14 protein-coding genes are annotated in these 14828 nt (G+C 71.3%); 8 read left to right on the top strand and 6 right to left on the bottom strand.

Annotated elements, in window-relative coordinates; all coding sequences use genetic code 11:
* Window positions 1-3: 3 nt before the first annotated feature.
* From DEA06_RS09920 to DEA06_RS09905, 4 genes are read left to right on the top strand one after another with little or no spacing between them, the layout of a single operon-like run.
* Window positions 4-783 (top strand): ThiF family adenylyltransferase, encoded by a 780-nt coding sequence (locus DEA06_RS09920; RefSeq protein WP_116647828.1) that lies wholly within the window; start codon window positions 4-6, stop codon window positions 781-783.
* Entirely contained in the window at window positions 780-2039 is a 1260-nt protein-coding gene (glp, locus tag DEA06_RS09915) for a gephyrin-like molybdotransferase Glp (RefSeq protein WP_205781253.1), read from the top strand. Before DEA06_RS09920 ends, glp begins: the two co-directional genes overlap by 4 nt.
* Entirely contained in the window at window positions 2036-2506 is a 471-nt protein-coding gene (moaC, locus tag DEA06_RS09910; RefSeq protein ID WP_116647827.1) for a cyclic pyranopterin monophosphate synthase MoaC, read from the top strand. Before glp ends, moaC begins: the two co-directional genes overlap by 4 nt.
* Window positions 2503-2739 (top strand): MoaD/ThiS family protein, encoded by a 237-nt coding sequence (locus DEA06_RS09905; RefSeq protein WP_116647826.1) that lies wholly within the window; start codon window positions 2503-2505, stop codon window positions 2737-2739. Before moaC ends, DEA06_RS09905 begins: the two co-directional genes overlap by 4 nt.
* Before the next feature lie 124 nt (window positions 2740-2863).
* Here the strand turns inward: DEA06_RS09905 and DEA06_RS09900 are convergent, their stop codons facing one another.
* Genes DEA06_RS09900 through DEA06_RS09890 form a run of 3 tightly spaced genes read right to left on the bottom strand, consistent with a single transcriptional unit; the run spans window position 2864 to window position 5338 of the window.
* Window positions 2864-3292: a molybdenum cofactor biosynthesis protein MoaE gene (locus tag DEA06_RS09900; protein ID WP_116647825.1), complete on the bottom strand. Its 429-nt coding sequence runs from the start codon at window positions 3290-3292 to the stop codon at window positions 2864-2866.
* Window positions 3289-3774 (bottom strand): MogA/MoaB family molybdenum cofactor biosynthesis protein, encoded by a 486-nt coding sequence (locus DEA06_RS09895; RefSeq protein WP_116647946.1) that lies wholly within the window; start codon window positions 3772-3774, stop codon window positions 3289-3291. The genes DEA06_RS09900 and DEA06_RS09895 overlap by 4 nt, the downstream gene beginning before the upstream one ends.
* 10 nt (window positions 3775-3784) lie before the next feature.
* On the bottom strand, window positions 3785-5338 hold the full coding sequence (locus DEA06_RS09890; protein ID WP_116647824.1) for an SDR family oxidoreductase: 1554 nt from the start codon (window positions 5336-5338) through the stop codon (window positions 3785-3787).
* A 135-nt stretch (window positions 5339-5473) separates the two neighbouring features.
* Here DEA06_RS09890 and DEA06_RS09885 point away from each other — a divergent pair, with 135 nt between their 5' ends.
* Window positions 5474-6955, top strand: coding sequence for an MFS transporter (locus DEA06_RS09885; protein ID WP_116647823.1), 1482 nt, complete (start codon window positions 5474-5476; stop codon window positions 6953-6955).
* Window positions 6956-6985: 30 nt separating this feature from the next.
* On the opposite strand, the gene DEA06_RS09880 is transcribed toward DEA06_RS09885, so the two are convergent.
* Both DEA06_RS09880 and DEA06_RS09875 read right to left on the bottom strand, forming a co-directional pair.
* Window positions 6986-8851: a helicase HerA-like domain-containing protein gene (locus DEA06_RS09880; protein WP_116647822.1), complete on the bottom strand. Its 1866-nt coding sequence runs from the start codon at window positions 8849-8851 to the stop codon at window positions 6986-6988.
* An 80-nt stretch (window positions 8852-8931) separates the two neighbouring features.
* Window positions 8932-10272, bottom strand: coding sequence for a multidrug effflux MFS transporter (locus DEA06_RS09875; protein WP_240606894.1), 1341 nt, complete (start codon window positions 10270-10272; stop codon window positions 8932-8934).
* A 268-nt stretch (window positions 10273-10540) separates the two neighbouring features.
* Here DEA06_RS09875 and DEA06_RS09870 point away from each other — a divergent pair, with 268 nt between their 5' ends.
* Genes DEA06_RS09870 through DEA06_RS09860 form a run of 3 tightly spaced genes read left to right on the top strand, consistent with a single transcriptional unit; the run spans window position 10541 to window position 12359 of the window.
* Window positions 10541-11245: a DUF3105 domain-containing protein gene (locus DEA06_RS09870; RefSeq protein WP_116647821.1), complete on the top strand. Its 705-nt coding sequence runs from the start codon at window positions 10541-10543 to the stop codon at window positions 11243-11245.
* A gap of 1 nt (window position 11246) precedes the next feature.
* Entirely contained in the window at window positions 11247-11912 is a 666-nt protein-coding gene (locus DEA06_RS09865) for a DUF305 domain-containing protein (protein ID WP_116647820.1), read from the top strand.
* A 42-nt stretch (window positions 11913-11954) separates the two neighbouring features.
* A complete protein-coding gene (locus DEA06_RS09860; protein ID WP_116647819.1) occupies window positions 11955-12359 on the top strand; it encodes a hypothetical protein in 405 nt (134 codons plus the stop codon).
* Here the strand turns inward: DEA06_RS09860 and DEA06_RS09855 are convergent.
* Window positions 12307-14802, bottom strand: a complete 2496-nt coding sequence (locus DEA06_RS09855) for an HAD-IC family P-type ATPase (protein WP_165817962.1) — start codon at window positions 14800-14802, stop codon at window positions 12307-12309. The two genes, DEA06_RS09860 and DEA06_RS09855, sit on opposite strands and share 53 nt — an antisense overlap.
* Window positions 14803-14828 lie beyond the last annotated feature (26 nt).

Here is a 14828-nt window from a genome sequence, read left to right as displayed (position 1 = left end):
CCCATGCAACCGCTGGTCGAGCCGATCGACGCCCTCGCCCCCACCGAGCTCATCCGCACCGCCCGTCACGCGGTGCTCGCCGGCATCGGCAACGAGGGCCAGCGCCGTCTCGCCGCCGCCCGTGTCGCGGTGATCGGCGCCGGGGGGCTCGGATCGCCCGTGATCCTCGCCCTGGCCGCCGCCGGTGTCGGTGAGATCGTGGTGATCGACGACGACGTGGTGGACGGCTCGAACCTGCAGCGGCAGGTGCTGCACCGGCTGGGCGACCTCGACCGCCCGAAGGTCGACTCCGCCGTCCGCGCCGCGGCCGACCTCTCCCCGACGACCCGGGTGATCCCCCGCGCCGAACGGCTCGACGCCGACAACGCTGTGCGACTGCTCGAGGGCGCGCACCTCGTCGTCGACGGGAGCGACACTTTCGGCACGCGCGAGGCGGTCGCCGCCGGAGCGGACGCCCTCGGCATCCCCGTCGTCTGGGGCGCGGTGCAGGAGTTCGCCGGCCAAGCGACCGTGTTCTGGTCGCGGCCACCGGCCGGAGTCGCGCCGATCTCGCTCCACGACCTCTACCCGACCGACAGCACGGGCGAGCCGCCCACGTGCGAGCAGGTCGGGGTGCTCGGATCGCTCTGCCTGCAGATCGGCGGCATCCTCGCCACCGAGGCCGTGAAGCTGATCACCGGGGCCGGCGACCCCCTTCTCGGTCGCGTCGTCGTAATCGACGCGCTCCGAGCCCGCCAGAGCGAAGTGCCCCTCCTCGCGCGCACCTCGGCGGTGCCCGCGTGAGCGGCGCAGGCCCGGGGCTGCGCAGCGTCGAGGAGCAGCTCGGGCGCATCCTCGCCGCCGTCCGCCCCCTTCCGGTCGACGTGCTCCCCGTCACCGCGGCGCTCGGACGCACGCTCGCCGACCCCGTGATCGCCGCGGGCGACATCCCCCTGTTCGACAACTCCGCGATGGACGGGTTCGCCGTGCGCTTCGACGACGTCGCGGATGCGGCGCCCGACGCACCGGTGACGCTGCGGGTGGTCGCCGACCTCCCCGCCGGCACCTCCCTCGATCCCGCCCTCGGGCCCGGCGAGGCGGCGCGGATCATGACGGGCTCCCCGGTTCCGGGCGACGCCGACGTCATCGTGCCGTTCGAAGACACCGCGGGGGGCCTCTCCGCGGGGCTCGACGACGTGGTGATCGAGCGCGCTCCTCGCGAAACCGGGCTCTTCGTGCGACGCCGTGGCGGCGACCTGCGCACGGGCGACGAGGTCATGGCGCCGGGCGTGCGGCTGGGAGCCTTCCAGATCGCGGCCGCCGTCGCCGCCGGCGTCGGCGAGGTGCGGGTCTCTCGCGCGCCCCGCGTGGTCGTCGTGTCGACGGGCAGCGAACTGACCGCCCCCGGCGCCGACGGACGACGCGGCAGCATCCCCGACTCGAACGGTCCGCTGCTGGCCGCCCTGCTCGTCGGAGCCGACACCGAGCTCGTCGGGCTCCACCGGGTGGGCGACGACCCGGCCGAGGTGACACGCGTCACCCGGGAGGCGGAGGCCGCGGGCGCCGACGTCATCGTGTTCACCGGCGGGGTGAGCGCGGGGGCGTACGAGCCCGTGCGCGGCGCGTTCTCGGCGGACGGGGCGGGCCGGGGCGGGATCGAATTCGCCGCGGTCGCGATGCAGCCGGGCAAGCCGCAGGCCTTCGGCACGCTCCCGAGCGGCACCCTCGTCTTCGGCCTCCCCGGCAACCCCGTCAGCGTCGCGGTGTCGTTCGAGGTCTTCGTTCGTCCCGCGCTTCTGCACCTGCAGGGACGCGCCGACATCGCCCGCCCCGCGGTGCGGCTGCGGGCGGCCGAGAGCTGGCGCACGCCCCCGGCGCGGCGACAGTATCTCCCCGCCGTCGTCGACCTCGCCGCGGGCACCGTGCGCCCGGCCACCGCGGGGGGCTCGGGGTCGCATCTGGCCGGAGGCCTCGCGCAGGCCCGAGCCTTCGCGATCGTGCCCGCGGAGGTCACGGAGGTCGCCGAGGGCGATCCGCTCGACGTCATACTGGTGGGATGAGCTTCACCCACCTCGACGCTGCCGGCCACGCCCGCATGGTCGACGTCACCGCGAAGCAGCCGACCGTCCGGTCGGCCACCGCGCGGGGCTTCGTCCGCTGCTCTCCCGAGGTGATCGCCGCGCTCCGCGACGGCACCGCCCCCAAGGGCGATGTCCTCGCCGTGGCCCGCATCGCCGGCATCCAGGCCGCCAAGTCCACTCCCGCCCTCCTGCCCCTCGCCCACGTGATCGGGGTGCACGCAGCATCCGTCGACCTCGTCGTGACAGACGGCGGCGTCGAGATCGAAGCCACCGTCGGCACCGCCGACCGCACCGGCATCGAGATGGAGGCGCTGACCGCGGTCTCGGTCGCGGCCCTCGCGATCGTCGACATGATCAAGGGCATGGACCGCGCCACGGTGATCGAGAACGTGCGCATCACGGCGAAGGCCGGCGGCCGCTCAGGAGATTGGACGCGCCCCGAATGAGCGTCCGTGTGAGGTATTTCGCCGCGGCCGCAGAGCGCGCGGGCGTCGACGAGGAGCACCGCTTCGAAGCATCCCTCGCCGCCCTCCGCGCGGCGATCGTCGGAGAGCACCCCGACCTCGGCGAGATCCTGCCGCGCTGCGCGGTGCTCGTGGACGGCGTGCGCACCGACACCGACGCGACGCTCGTCGACGCGACGATCGTCGACGTGCTGCCGCCGTTCGCCGGCGGCTGAGCCGCCCCCGCCCGCGTCCCCGCACGCGGGCAATCGGCCCACACGCGGGCAATCCCCGCGCCACAGCCCGCACCTCGCGTGATCCCCCGCGTCTCGAGCGGCCGAGCCGAGCCCGGCGGGTGAGCTAGCCTCCGAGGCCCTTCCACGCCGTGGTGCCGTCGGCCTCCACCTGGCGTTTCCAGACCGGCAGCTCGAGCTTGATGGCCTCGATCACCGCGCGGCACACCTCGAACGCCTCGGCGCGGTGCCCCGAGGCCACCGCGATGACGACGGCCGCGTCGCCCACGCCGAGCCGCCCGGTGCGGTGGCTGACCGCGACGATCGCGTCGGTGCCGGCCGCGGCACGTTCGGCGATGCCGTGCAGCGTCGCCTCGGCGTCGGGGTGCGCGGAGTACTCCAGTGCGACGACCTCGGTCGAGGCATCGGGATCGTGATCGCGCACGCGACCGATGAAGGTCGTCACCGCCCCGGCGGTCGCATCGTCGACGGCCGCGAGGTGCGCGTCGAGATCGAGCGGTCGGTCGGAGAGCGCGGCCAGGCGCACGGCGCTCACGAGTGGTCCGATCCGCCGAGCTGGTCGATCACGTGTCCGGCGATCGACGCGATGACGGGCATGCCGGACGCCACGGCGCGGGGCGAGCCCGGAAGGTTCACCACGAGCGCCCCCGATCCGTCGACGACACCGGCGACGCCGCGCGAGAGCATCCCCGCGGGCTTCTCGGCCGTACTGCGACGACGCAGTTCCTCGGCGATTCCGGGGAGCTCCCGCGTCACGACCCGCCGCGTGCCCTCGGGCGTGAGGTCGCGCGGCCCGACGCCGGTGCCGCCGGTGGTGACGATCAGTCGCGCTCCCGCCGCGATGGCGGCCCGCAGTCCCGCCTCGACGCTGTCGACGCCGTCGGCGACCACGGCCGCCTCCTCGCACGCGAAGCCTGCCTCACGGAGCGCGTCTACGGCGACCGGACCACTCGCATCGGGGCGTTCGCCCGTCGCCGACCTGTCGGACACCGTGATCACGGCGGCAGTGCGTTGCATGCTGCTCACCCTAAACCGCGACGCGCTCGGACCGCTGGCCGGCCGCGACGGCGGCCGCAGTGATCCGGGCGGCCATGCCGGGGAAGATCAGCCCGTGGAAGGGCAGCACTCCGAGCCAGTACAGGCGTCCGGCCAGGCCCTTGGGGAAGAACACCGCGCGCTGCTCATAGCGGGCGCCGTCACCGTCGGGGCTCACGCGCATCTCGAGCCAGGCCAGACCCGGCACCTTCATCTCGGCGCGCAGGCGCAGCAGATGCCCCGGCTCGATCGCCTCGACGCGCCAGAAGTCCAGCGCGTCGCCGGCCGTGAGCACCGCGCGGCTGCGGCGTCCGCGTGCGAGACCGACGCCGCCGACCACCCGATCCATCAGGCCGCGGATCGACCACAGCAGCCTCGAGGAGTACCAGCCGTTCGCCCCGCCGATCCCCGCGATCACCGCCCACACCTGCTCGGGCGACGCCGTCGTCGTCACCGAGCGAGCGTCGACGAAGACCATCCGCCCCGCCCACTCGGGATCGCTGGGCAGCGGGTCGCTCGGCACGCCCGAGACCTCGGCGTCCTGCCAGCTGGTCTCGATCGTGTCGTCCTGCACACGCCCGAGCGCGAGAGCGACCGCTCGGCGGTACGGCGTCAGTCCTCCGGCGGGGCGGGGTATCAGCGCGTCGACGTCGTGGTCCTTCATCACGCATTCGTTCTGCAGCGACTCCACGAGGGGCCGGGCGGTCGCCCGCGGGATCGGCGTCACGAGGTTCACCCAGTGCGAAGCCAGCCGCGGCGTGAGCACGGGAAGCGCAGCGATCGCGCGCTGGTGCAGCCCCGCCTCCACCGCGTAGCCGTTCATCATCTGCCCGTAGCGCAAGACGTCGGGCCCGCCGATGTCGACGGCGCGGTTCACGGTCGCGTCGACGCGCGCGGCGCCCAGGAGGTAGTGCAGCACGTCGCGCACCGCGATCGGTTGAATGTGGTTGCGCACCCATTTGGGCGCCGGCATGTAGGGCAGCACGTCGGTGAGGTGCCGCACCATCTCGAATGACGCCGACCCCGAGCCGATGACGACACCGGCCTGCAGCACGAGCGTCGGCACGCCGCTGGCGAGGAGGATCTCCCCCACCTCGACACGCGAGCGCAGGTGCGCCGACAGCGGTGCATCGTCGGGGTGGAGTCCGCCGAGGTACACGATGCGCGCGACGGATGCTGCGGCCGCCGCGTCGGCGACGGTCTGCGCGGCGACGCGGTCGGTGTCTTCGAAGTCCTTCCCGGCCGCCATCGAATGCACGAGGTAGTAGAGCACGTCGACGTCGGCGACCGCCCGCTCCACCGCGTCGGCATCGCCCGCATCGCCCTCGACGACCTCGACCCGCGAGCCCCACTCGAAGGCGGCCACTCGCGGCGCATGCCGGGCGAGCACGCGCACGGTGTAGCCCGCTTCGAGCAGGCGGGGGACGAGTCGTCCGCCGAGGTATCCGGTGGCGCCGATCACGAGCGCGCGCGGCGGCGTCCCGTCCGTCCGGGGTTCGGCTCGCAGTTCGGGTTCGCGCCCGGTGGGCGCGGTCAGCTCGCTCATACCTGGACGTTACGCCGCAGCATCCTCTCCCCCGGAGGGCTTGACCGCACTCATGCGCCCATACCGCATCCCTTCCGACATCGCACGTCGCGGCCTCGACTGGAATCGACGGGGTGATCGCGAAAGGCTGGACCGATGAGCGAGTCAACACCGCCCACATCGTCCACCCCCCGCCTGGAGGTCGACGACGTCATCGTCGTCGACCGCAAGAAAGTGCGCACCGCCATAGGCGGCACCGTCGTCGGCAACTTCATGGAATGGTTCGACTTCGGCATCTACGGGTACCTCGCGGTCACCCTGGCGGTCGTCTTCACCTCCGACCTGCCCGAGCCCTGGGGCCTGCTGGTGACCCTCCTCGGATTCGCCATCTCGTTCCTCGTCCGCCCGTTCGGCGGCTTCGTGCTCGGCCCCCTCGGCGACCGGATCGGCCGCCAGAAGGTGCTCTTCCTCACGATGGCGATGATGGCCCTCGCCACCGCTCTGATCGGGATGCTGCCGACCTCGACCCAGATCGGGCTCTGGGCCATCGTGCCGCTGTACCTGCTGAAGATGATCCAAGGCTTCTCGACCGGTGGCGAGTATGCCGGGGCGACGACCTACGTGTCGGAGTTCTCGCCCGATCGCTCCCGGGGCTTCTGGTCGTCGTGGCTCGACGTCGGCTCCTACATCGGCTTCGCCGCCGGTGCGAGCGTCGTGGCGATCACGACCGCGATCGTCTCCTCGGTCAGCGGGCCGGACGGCATGGTCGAATACGGATGGCGCATCCCGTTCCTGCTCGCCATCCCGCTCGGCGCGGTCGCGATCTGGTTCCGCCTGCGCATCCCCGAGACTCCCTCGTTCGAGCTGGCGCAGGAGAAGGGGGCCGACCCCACGATCGCCGAGGACGGGCCCTTCGCCCGCCAGGGTCTCGTCGGAATCGTGCGCCACCACGGGAAGTCGTTGCTGATCGCGATCGCGCTGGTGGCGGCTACGAACTCCGCCGGCTACGCGCTGACGAGCTACATGCCCACGTACCTCGAACGCGAGGTCGGCGTCTCGAACCTGTTCGCGGCGGTCGCCACCGTGCCCGTGCTGATCGTCATGTCGGTGGCGCTCCCCTTCATCGGACGCCTCAGCGACCGGATCGGACGCAAACCCGTCTACGTTCTGGCCGCGGGGTCGGCGCTCGTGCTGATGGTGCCCGCGTTCCTCATCATGCAGATCGGCGAGCTGTGGGCCGTGATGATCGCCCTCGCCCTGGCGGCGATCCCGGTGGCGTTCTACGTCGCGATCTCGGCCTCGGCGCTGCCCGCGCTGTTCCCGACCGCCTCACGGTTCGGGGCCATGGCCGTGGCCTACAACGTGTCGGTCTCGCTGTTCGGCGGCACGACGCCGCTGTTCAGCCAGGGTCTCATCGAGCTGACGGGCAACACCCTGATGCCGGCGTTCTACATCATGTTCTTCGCCGCGCTCGGGCTCGTCGCCCTCCTGTCGATGCGGGAGACCGCTCGCCGGCCGCTCCTCGGATCGGTGCCGACGGTCGAGACCACCGCCGAGGCCCGCGATCTTGTCGCGCACCAAGACGACAACCCGTTGCTCGACACCTCGACGATGCCGCTCGACGTGCAGCGGCACTGATGACCCGGCACCGGTCGACGGGACGCCGCGTTACCGTCGGCCGGTGCCGAACAGTCCGCGGATGACGCCCGTGAGCAGGGTGTCCGCCGATGTCGAACCGAGGATCTGCTCGATCGGGGTCTTGGGTGCGCGGCGCGAGGTGGTGCGGGTCGACCCCGCCGTCCGCCGCAGCAACCGCTCGTACTCCTGCTGGGCCTTCTTGTCGGCCGCCGCGCGGGCCTTGTCGATCGCCGCCTGCTGCCTCGCGTACTCCGCGTCGAGCTTCGCCTTCTCCTTCGCCGCCTCCGCGGCGGCGAACGCCTCGTGCGCGGCGTTCATGCGCGCGGTGAGGATCTCGCGGGCCGACTCGCGATCGATCGAGGTGCCGTAGGCCGGCAGAAGCGCGGATGCGGCGACCGCCGCCTCGATCGCGGCAGCCGGTGTCGGCGACATGAGTCCGCGCGGGGCGCGCAGCCGCGTCCACGCGACGGGCGTCGGAGCGCCCTTCTCGCCCATCACCGTGACGATCGCCTCACCGGTGCCGAGCTCCTGCAGCACCCGTTCGAGGTCGTACCCCGACGTCGGATAGGTGCGAACGGATGCCCGCAGCGCTCGGGCATCGTCGGGCGTGAAGGCGCGGAGCGCGTGCTGCACGCGTGAGCCCAGCTGGGCGAGCACGTCGCCCGGCACGTCCTTCGGCGTCTGGGTGACGAAGAACACCCCGACGCCTTTGGACCGGATGAGCCGCACGGTCTGCGTGATCGCGGCGATGAAGTCCTTCGAGGCGTCGCGGAAGAGCAGGTGCGCCTCGTCGAAGAAGAACACGAGCTTGGGCTTGTCGAGGTCGCCGACCTCGGGCAGCACCTCGAACAGTTCGGCGAGGAGGTACATGAGGAACGTCGAGAACAGCGTCGGCTGGTCGGCCACCCCGGGCACCTCGAGCAGGCTGATCACGCCGCGTCCGTCGGGCGCGGTGCGCAGGAGATCCGAGACGTCGAACTCGGGCTCACCGAAGAAGACGTCGGCCCCGGCGTCGGCGAAGGTGATGAGTTCTCGCAGGATCACGCCCGCCGTCGCCGACGACAATCCGCCCAGCTCCTTGAGCTCGGCCTTTCCCTCATCGCTCGTGAGAAAGGTCAGCACGGCGCGGAGGTCCGACAGGTCGACCAGCGCGAGCCCCTCGCGGTCGGCGTAGTGGAAGACCAGACCGAGGCTCGACTCCTGCGTCGCGTTGAGTCCGAGCACCTTCGCCAGCAGCAGCGGGCCGAAGCCCGAAACGGTCGCGCGGATGGGCACGCCCCGGCTCGCCCCCGACCCGGCCGCCGAGCCGCCGAGGGCGAAGTACTCCGTCGGCGAGGCCCCGGCGGCCCAGTCCTGCCCGATACCGGCGGCGCGGGCGAGGAGCTTCTCGTTCGGCTGACCCGGCGTGGCCACGCCCGACAGGTCGCCTTTGATGTCGGCGGCGAACACCGCGACCCCGTGCGCCGAGAGCTGCTCGGCGAGCAGCTGCAGCGTGCGGGTCTTGCCGGTACCTGTCGCCCCCGCGACGAGACCGTGACGGTTCGTCATGGCCAGCGGGATGCGCACCTGCGCCGACGCGACGGCCTCGCCGTTGACGAGCGCTCCGAGGTCGAGCGCAGCACCGGCGAACGCGTACGCCTCGGTGAGCGCGGCGACCTCGTCGCTGCTCAGCGGGCCGGATGCAGCGGGATCAGGGGCCGAGCCACGGGCGGCCGCCGCATCCGGTGCCGTCGCATCGGGTGTTGCCGCTGCATCCGGGGTCGGTGCCGAGCCCGCATGCGCCGCCTCTGCCGCGGCGAGCGCGGCGCGCGCCTGGGCGGCCTGCAGCCGCGCCTCCGCGAGCTCCGCCTCCGCGCGCAGTCGCGCCAGTTCCGCCTCCGCCGTGGGGTCGCTCATGCGGTCAGCGTAGTGCCGTGGCCGCCGCCCCCGGTGCTGCGTGCGGGCCGACGCCGACGACCAGCCGCTCAGCTGACGGCTCAGGGGGTCAGCTGAGCGACGCTCCTGGGTCGCACGATGAACCACAGCGACGCGGCGCCGATGAGGGCACAGCCGAACATCACGATCGCCATCGACGTCGCCGTGATCCCCGCCGAACCCGAGAGCCAACCGACGAGCGGCGAGACGAGGCCGGCGACGCCGAAGTTGACGGCTCCGAGCACGGATGCGGCGGTGCCGGCGGCCTTGCCGTGACGGTCGAGGGCGAGCACCTGCACGCAGGGGAACGTGAACCCGCACGCGCTCATGAAGACGAACAGCGGGATGACCGTGCCCCACAGCCCCAGACCCAGCTGGTCGGCGACGATGATCGCCCCCGAGGCCAGGATGAGCACCGCCGTCGAGAAAGCGAGCACCCACTGCGGTCCGAAGCGCGCGGCGAGGCGGGCGGCGATCTGGTTGCCGATGACGAGGCCGACGGAGTTGACCGCGAAGAGCACGCCGTACATCTGCGCGTTGAACCCGTACGTGCCCTGGAAGAGGAACGACGACGCCGACAGGTAGGAGAACAGTCCGCTGAAGCTCATGCCTCCGATCACCAGGACCCCGACGAAGACACGGTCGCTGAAGACGCTGCGGTAGCGCTGCATCACCGTGGTCGCGCCGCGGTCCTGACGGCGGGCGGGCGGAAGCGTCTCGAAGATGAGGAACAGGGCGCATACGAGCATGAGCGCGCCGTACGCGGCGAGCACGATGAACAGACCGCGCCACGGCATGATCTCGAGCAGAGCCGAGCCGACCAGCGGCGCGATCACGGGCGCGACGCCCGTGATGAGCGCCAGGCGCGACAGCACGACCACGAGCCGCTTGCCGCCGAAGAGGTCGCGGACGATCGCCATGGCGACGACGCCACCCGCGGCGGCGCCCATCCCCATGAGCACACGCGCGGCTCCGAGCAGCTCGAGGCTGGGCGCGAAAGCGGCGAGCACGCTCGCGACGACGTGCAGACCGGTCACGATGAGCAGCGGGATGCGGCGCCCCACCTTGTCGCTGAGCGGACCGACGATCAACTGGCCGAGGGCGAAGCCGATCATGGTGCCGGCCAGCGTCAGCTGGATGGCCGCCTCCGTCGTCTGGAAGTCCTCCCGCAGGATCGGGAAGGCGGGGAGGTACATGTCGATCGTGAACGGGCCGAGGGCCGTCAGCGCCCCGAGCAGCACGATGAACACGATGCGCCGTCGCGCCGGGATCGCGTCGCCCGGGTGCAGCATGATCGGCGCGGTCGCCGGATTCGACCCGAGCGTGCGAATCGCACCGGTCGTGGCGGGCAGCGCCGTCGGTGCACGGTCGGGGACGACGGGAGTGGAGGCGGTGTCGAGCAAGAAGTCTTCGTTTCGGGACGTCGGCGAACACCCGGACGCGCCGGGCACAGGAGGGAGATCGGTGCGACGACGGCGTTCGATCTCACAGGATCGAATCGATTCGGTCGTCTGATATCGATGATATCGAACCGATCCGGTCTGCGCACCGTGTCATTCATGACCGTTCGAGAGCATTCTCAGTCTCGAACGCATCCTCCCGCATAGGGTGAAACCGTCGGAGTTCCGCCGACGGTCCTCGCCCCCGAGCAGAAGCGCCCACACCACGCACATGTCTTCCGAGAATCGCCGCACCAGCGGCAACCCCGCCACGCAGTCGCAGATCAACCAGACGGTCAAGCAGCAGCGCGAGCAGAAGCGCCAGGAGAAGCTGGCCGAGTACCAGCGTCAGCTCGCCAAGCGCCGCCGCAGCAAGCTGCTGTGGTGGGTCGTCGGCGGTACCGCCGGGCTCGCGATCATCGCGCTCGTCGCCGCGTCGTTCATCTTCGCGCCGCAAGCGGCGCCCACGTACCCCGGCGCGAACGCTTCGGGCGCCGAGATCGAGGGCGTCGAGACCTTCGACCTCCCCAACAACCACGTCGAGGGTGCCGTCACCTACGAGCAGACCCCGCCCGCCGGCGGCCCACACAACGCCGTCTGGCTCAACTGCGGCGTCTACACCGAGCCGCAGGCGAACGAGAACGCCGTCCACGCGATGGAGCACGGCGCCGTGTGGGTGACCTACGACGCCAACGCGGTGAGCGATGAAGAGCTCACGACGCTGAAGTCGAAGCTTCCGGCGACCTACATGCTCCTCTCGCCCTACGAGGGTCTCGACTCCCCCATCGTCTTGAGCGCCTGGAACCACCAGCTCAAGATCGACGCGGCCGACGACCCGCGCATCGAGCAGTTCTTCACGGAGTACTGGCGCAGCCAGAACGCCCCCGAGCCCAACGCCGTCTGCTCGGGCGCGATCAACGGCCCCGGCAAGCTCTGACGTGACCGACGAGGCGAGGACCCCCCGCCCCGCGACGCGGTGGATCCTCGTCGCGGTGGCGATCCTGGCGATCGTGGCCGTGGCGTTCGCCCTCGGCCGGTTCACCGCATTCGGCGCGTCGGCGGCGCCCGTGCGCCCCTCCACGGTCTCGGCAGAGGCGGGTTTCGCCCGCGATATGCAGGTGCACCACGAGCAGGCCGTCCGCATGGCGATGGAGATCTACCGCAAGACCTCCGACGACGAACTGCGCATCCTCTCGCACGACATCGCGACCGCGCAGGCCGGGCAGCGCGGCGAGATGTACGGCTGGCTCGTCGAATGGGGTCTGTCCCAGACCGGCGGTCCGCTGATGTCGTGGATGTCCGACTCCTCGGCCCACCAGCACGATCCCGCCACCGCCACCGAGCAGGAGCTCCGCGACGAGATGGGCATGGCCACCGACGCGCAGCTCGCCGAGCTCGAAGCGGCCACCGGCTCCGAGGCGGACTGCCTCTTCCTCGAGCTCATGATCCGCCACCACCAGGGAGCGATCCCGATGGCCCAGGCCGTGGTCGAGCTGGGTCAGGAGCCGAGGGTGCTCACCGTCGCGCAGTCGATCATCACCGGGCAATCCTCCGAGATCGATGCGATGCGATCGATGCAGACGCGCCTGAGCTGCGCCGCCTGACCGCTTCGACGCGATCGATCGGCCCGACGCTACAGTGATCGCATGACGACGGATGCTGCGACCCCCGCGCGCATGCGTCGTCCCGTCCTGGTGACGATCGTCCTCGTGCTGGTCTACCTCAGTGCGCTGTCCAACGCCGCCCTCGGTCTCCTCGTGCTGCTCAGCCGTTACCAGGTGCCCGAAGCCGAGGTGCTCATCGTCTCCCTCCTCGGAGCCGGGATCATTCTTCTCGGGCTGCTGACGCTGGCCGTCGCGTCGGCCGTGGGCCGCGGGCGCCGCCTCGCGCGCCTCGCGGTGACCGTCTACCTCGTGGTGCAGTTCGTGCTGCACGTCATCACGGTCGCGACGACGTCGTGGGATCCGGTGACACTCATCCAGATCGTGGTCGACGTGTTCATCGTCGCCGCGCTGTGGGCGCCGCCGGGAAGTCGCTGGTTCCGCCGCTGACCGCCGCGAAGGGGTTCTCTCCGAGCGTGCGCACGAGGAAACGGCGATGGACGGCGCGCACGATCTCTATGCCCCCGACGGTCGCCACCGTGATGCCGGCGACCAGGTACGCCGCATCCTCACCCGGATCGATCAATTGGAAGAAGCCGGTCGACAGCGGGATCGTGAAGATCGCCAACAGGGCGATGAACATCGCCCCGATGACGAGCCCCTTCCACCGGTTGATCGGTCGCGACAGCACCGCGAGCACCCAGATGCCGATCACCGCGAGGATGATCGTCGCGCCGGTGCGCAGTTCGGGCTGGGCCACGCCCATCTCGGCCGCGATCCGCGCGTAGACGGTCAAGGCCACGGCGATGAGCACGCCCGAGGGGATCGCGAACGTCAACGAGCGCCGAAGGAAGCCGGGCACGTAGCGCTGCGCGTTCGGCATGAGGGCGAGGAAGAAGGCGGGGATGCCGATCGTCAGACCGTCGGTGATCGACAGCTGACGCGGGAGGAACGGGAACTCCATCACGAGCGCCCCGCAGAGGATCGCCAGCGTCGTGGCGTAGGCCGTCTTCGTCAGGAACAGCATCGACACGCGCTCGATGTTGGCGATCACCTGCCGCCCCTCCGCGACGACGTCGGGCAGGTGGGAGAACTGGCTGTCCAGCAGAACAAGGCGCGCGACCGCCTTCGTCGCGGCGGCTCCCGAGTTCATCGCGATACCGATGTCGGCGGTCTTGATCGCGAGGGCGTCGTTCACGCCGTCTCCGGTCATGGCCACCGTGTGCCCGCGGGCCTGGAGGGCCAGCACGATCCGCTTCTTCTGGTCGGGGGTCACGCGGCCGAAGACGATGTTCTTCTCCAGCACCTCGCCGAGCGCCGCCTCGTCGTCGGGCAGAGTGCGCGCGTCGACACCCTCCCCCGCATCGACGCCCAGCTCGCGGGCGATCGCGGCGACCGTGCGCGGATTGTCGCCCGAGATGATCCGGATGCGGACGCCCTGGCGCCGGAAGTAGGCCAGCGTCTGGGCGGCGTCGGGCCTCACCTCCTCGCGGAAGGTCAGCACCGCGACGGGCTGGACAGCGCCGGGGAGACGCTCGGCCTCCATGTCGTCGTCCGACAGCGCAACGGGCGAGTGAGCGAGCACGAGCGTTCTCATCCCCGACGACGAGAGCGTCACCGAGAGCGAGCCCAGCGGCGTCGTGGTGTCGGTCGCCGCATCCGGGAACACCATCTCCGGGGCCCCCAGCACCCACGTTCCGCCCCCGGCATCCGCGGCTCCGTCGAGCGTGACCGCGCTCCACTTGCGCGCCGACGAGAACGGCACGGTGCCCCGCACCTCGCGGGGTCGGGGTTCGGGGAACGGGTCGCGCAGGCACTTCGCCGTCGCGTTCGCATCGGGTGCGGCGCCGTACCAGGCGAGCGCATCACGCCACCCGGCGATCTCGGTCACGGGGTGCGCACCGTCGAAGCGGATCTCGCCCGCGGTGAGGGTGCCCGTCTTGTCGAGGCAGATGATGTCAACGCGCGCGAGGCCCTCCACGGCGGGCAGCTCGTTCACGAGCACCTGACGCGCCGCGAGCTTGGCCGCGCCGACCGCGAAGGCGATCGACGTCATGAGCACGAGGCCGAGCGGGATCATCGCGGTCAGCGCGGCGATCACGTTGACCACGGCCTGCGTCCACGCCCCGCTCTCCCAGGCCTGCACCCACCCGCCGGCGGCGACCATCTGCGCGTTCAGAACGAGCAGGCCGATCGGCCCGATCCCCCAGCCGACCCAGGTCAGCACCCGGTTGATCGAGGTGCGAAGCTCGCTCGAGACCATGGAGAAGCGCTTGGCCTCGGCGGCGAACGAGTTGGCATACGAATCCGCGCCGACGCGCACCACTCGTGCCGCGCCCTCCCCCGCCACCACGATCGAACCTGACAGCGCCTCGTCGCCCGGACGCTTGTCGACCGCGTCGGACTCGCCGGTGAGCATCGACTCGTCGATCTGCAGAGACCGCTCCGAGAGCACCACGGCGTCGGCGGGCACCTGGTCGCCGGCGCGGAGCACCAGCACGTCGTCGAGCACGATCCCGTCGGGGGTGATCTCGGCATCTTCACCGTCACGACGCACCCGGGCCAGCGGGGCGTTGAGCAGGGCGAGGCGATCGAGCGCGGCCTTCGCGCGGAACTCCTGCACGCACCCGATCACGGCGTTCGCCAGCGCGCTCAGCCCGAACAGGGCGTCCTGCCAGCGTCCCAGGAGCAGCAGCACGAGGAAGCAGCCGCCGACGATCGCGTTGAACAGGGTCAGCACGTTCGCACGGACGATGCTGCCGATACTCCGGCTCGAGTCGGCGCGATACGCGTTGGTCGTGCCCGCTGCCACCCTCTCGGCGACCTGCGCCGTCGTCAGACCGGTCTCGACGTCGACCTGGACGAGCGGGGAGGGGGAGGCGGAAGCATCCATGGGCACACTGTATCCAGGAGTGCTTC

Origin of the sequence: Microbacterium sp. Gd 4-13, assembly GCF_003095395.1 — a bacterium.
Taxonomy (GTDB): Bacteria; Actinomycetota; Actinomycetes; order Actinomycetales; family Microbacteriaceae; genus Microbacterium.
The sequence above is the reverse complement of the archived record's forward strand: the minus strand, read 5'-3'. Positions and strand labels throughout refer to the sequence as shown.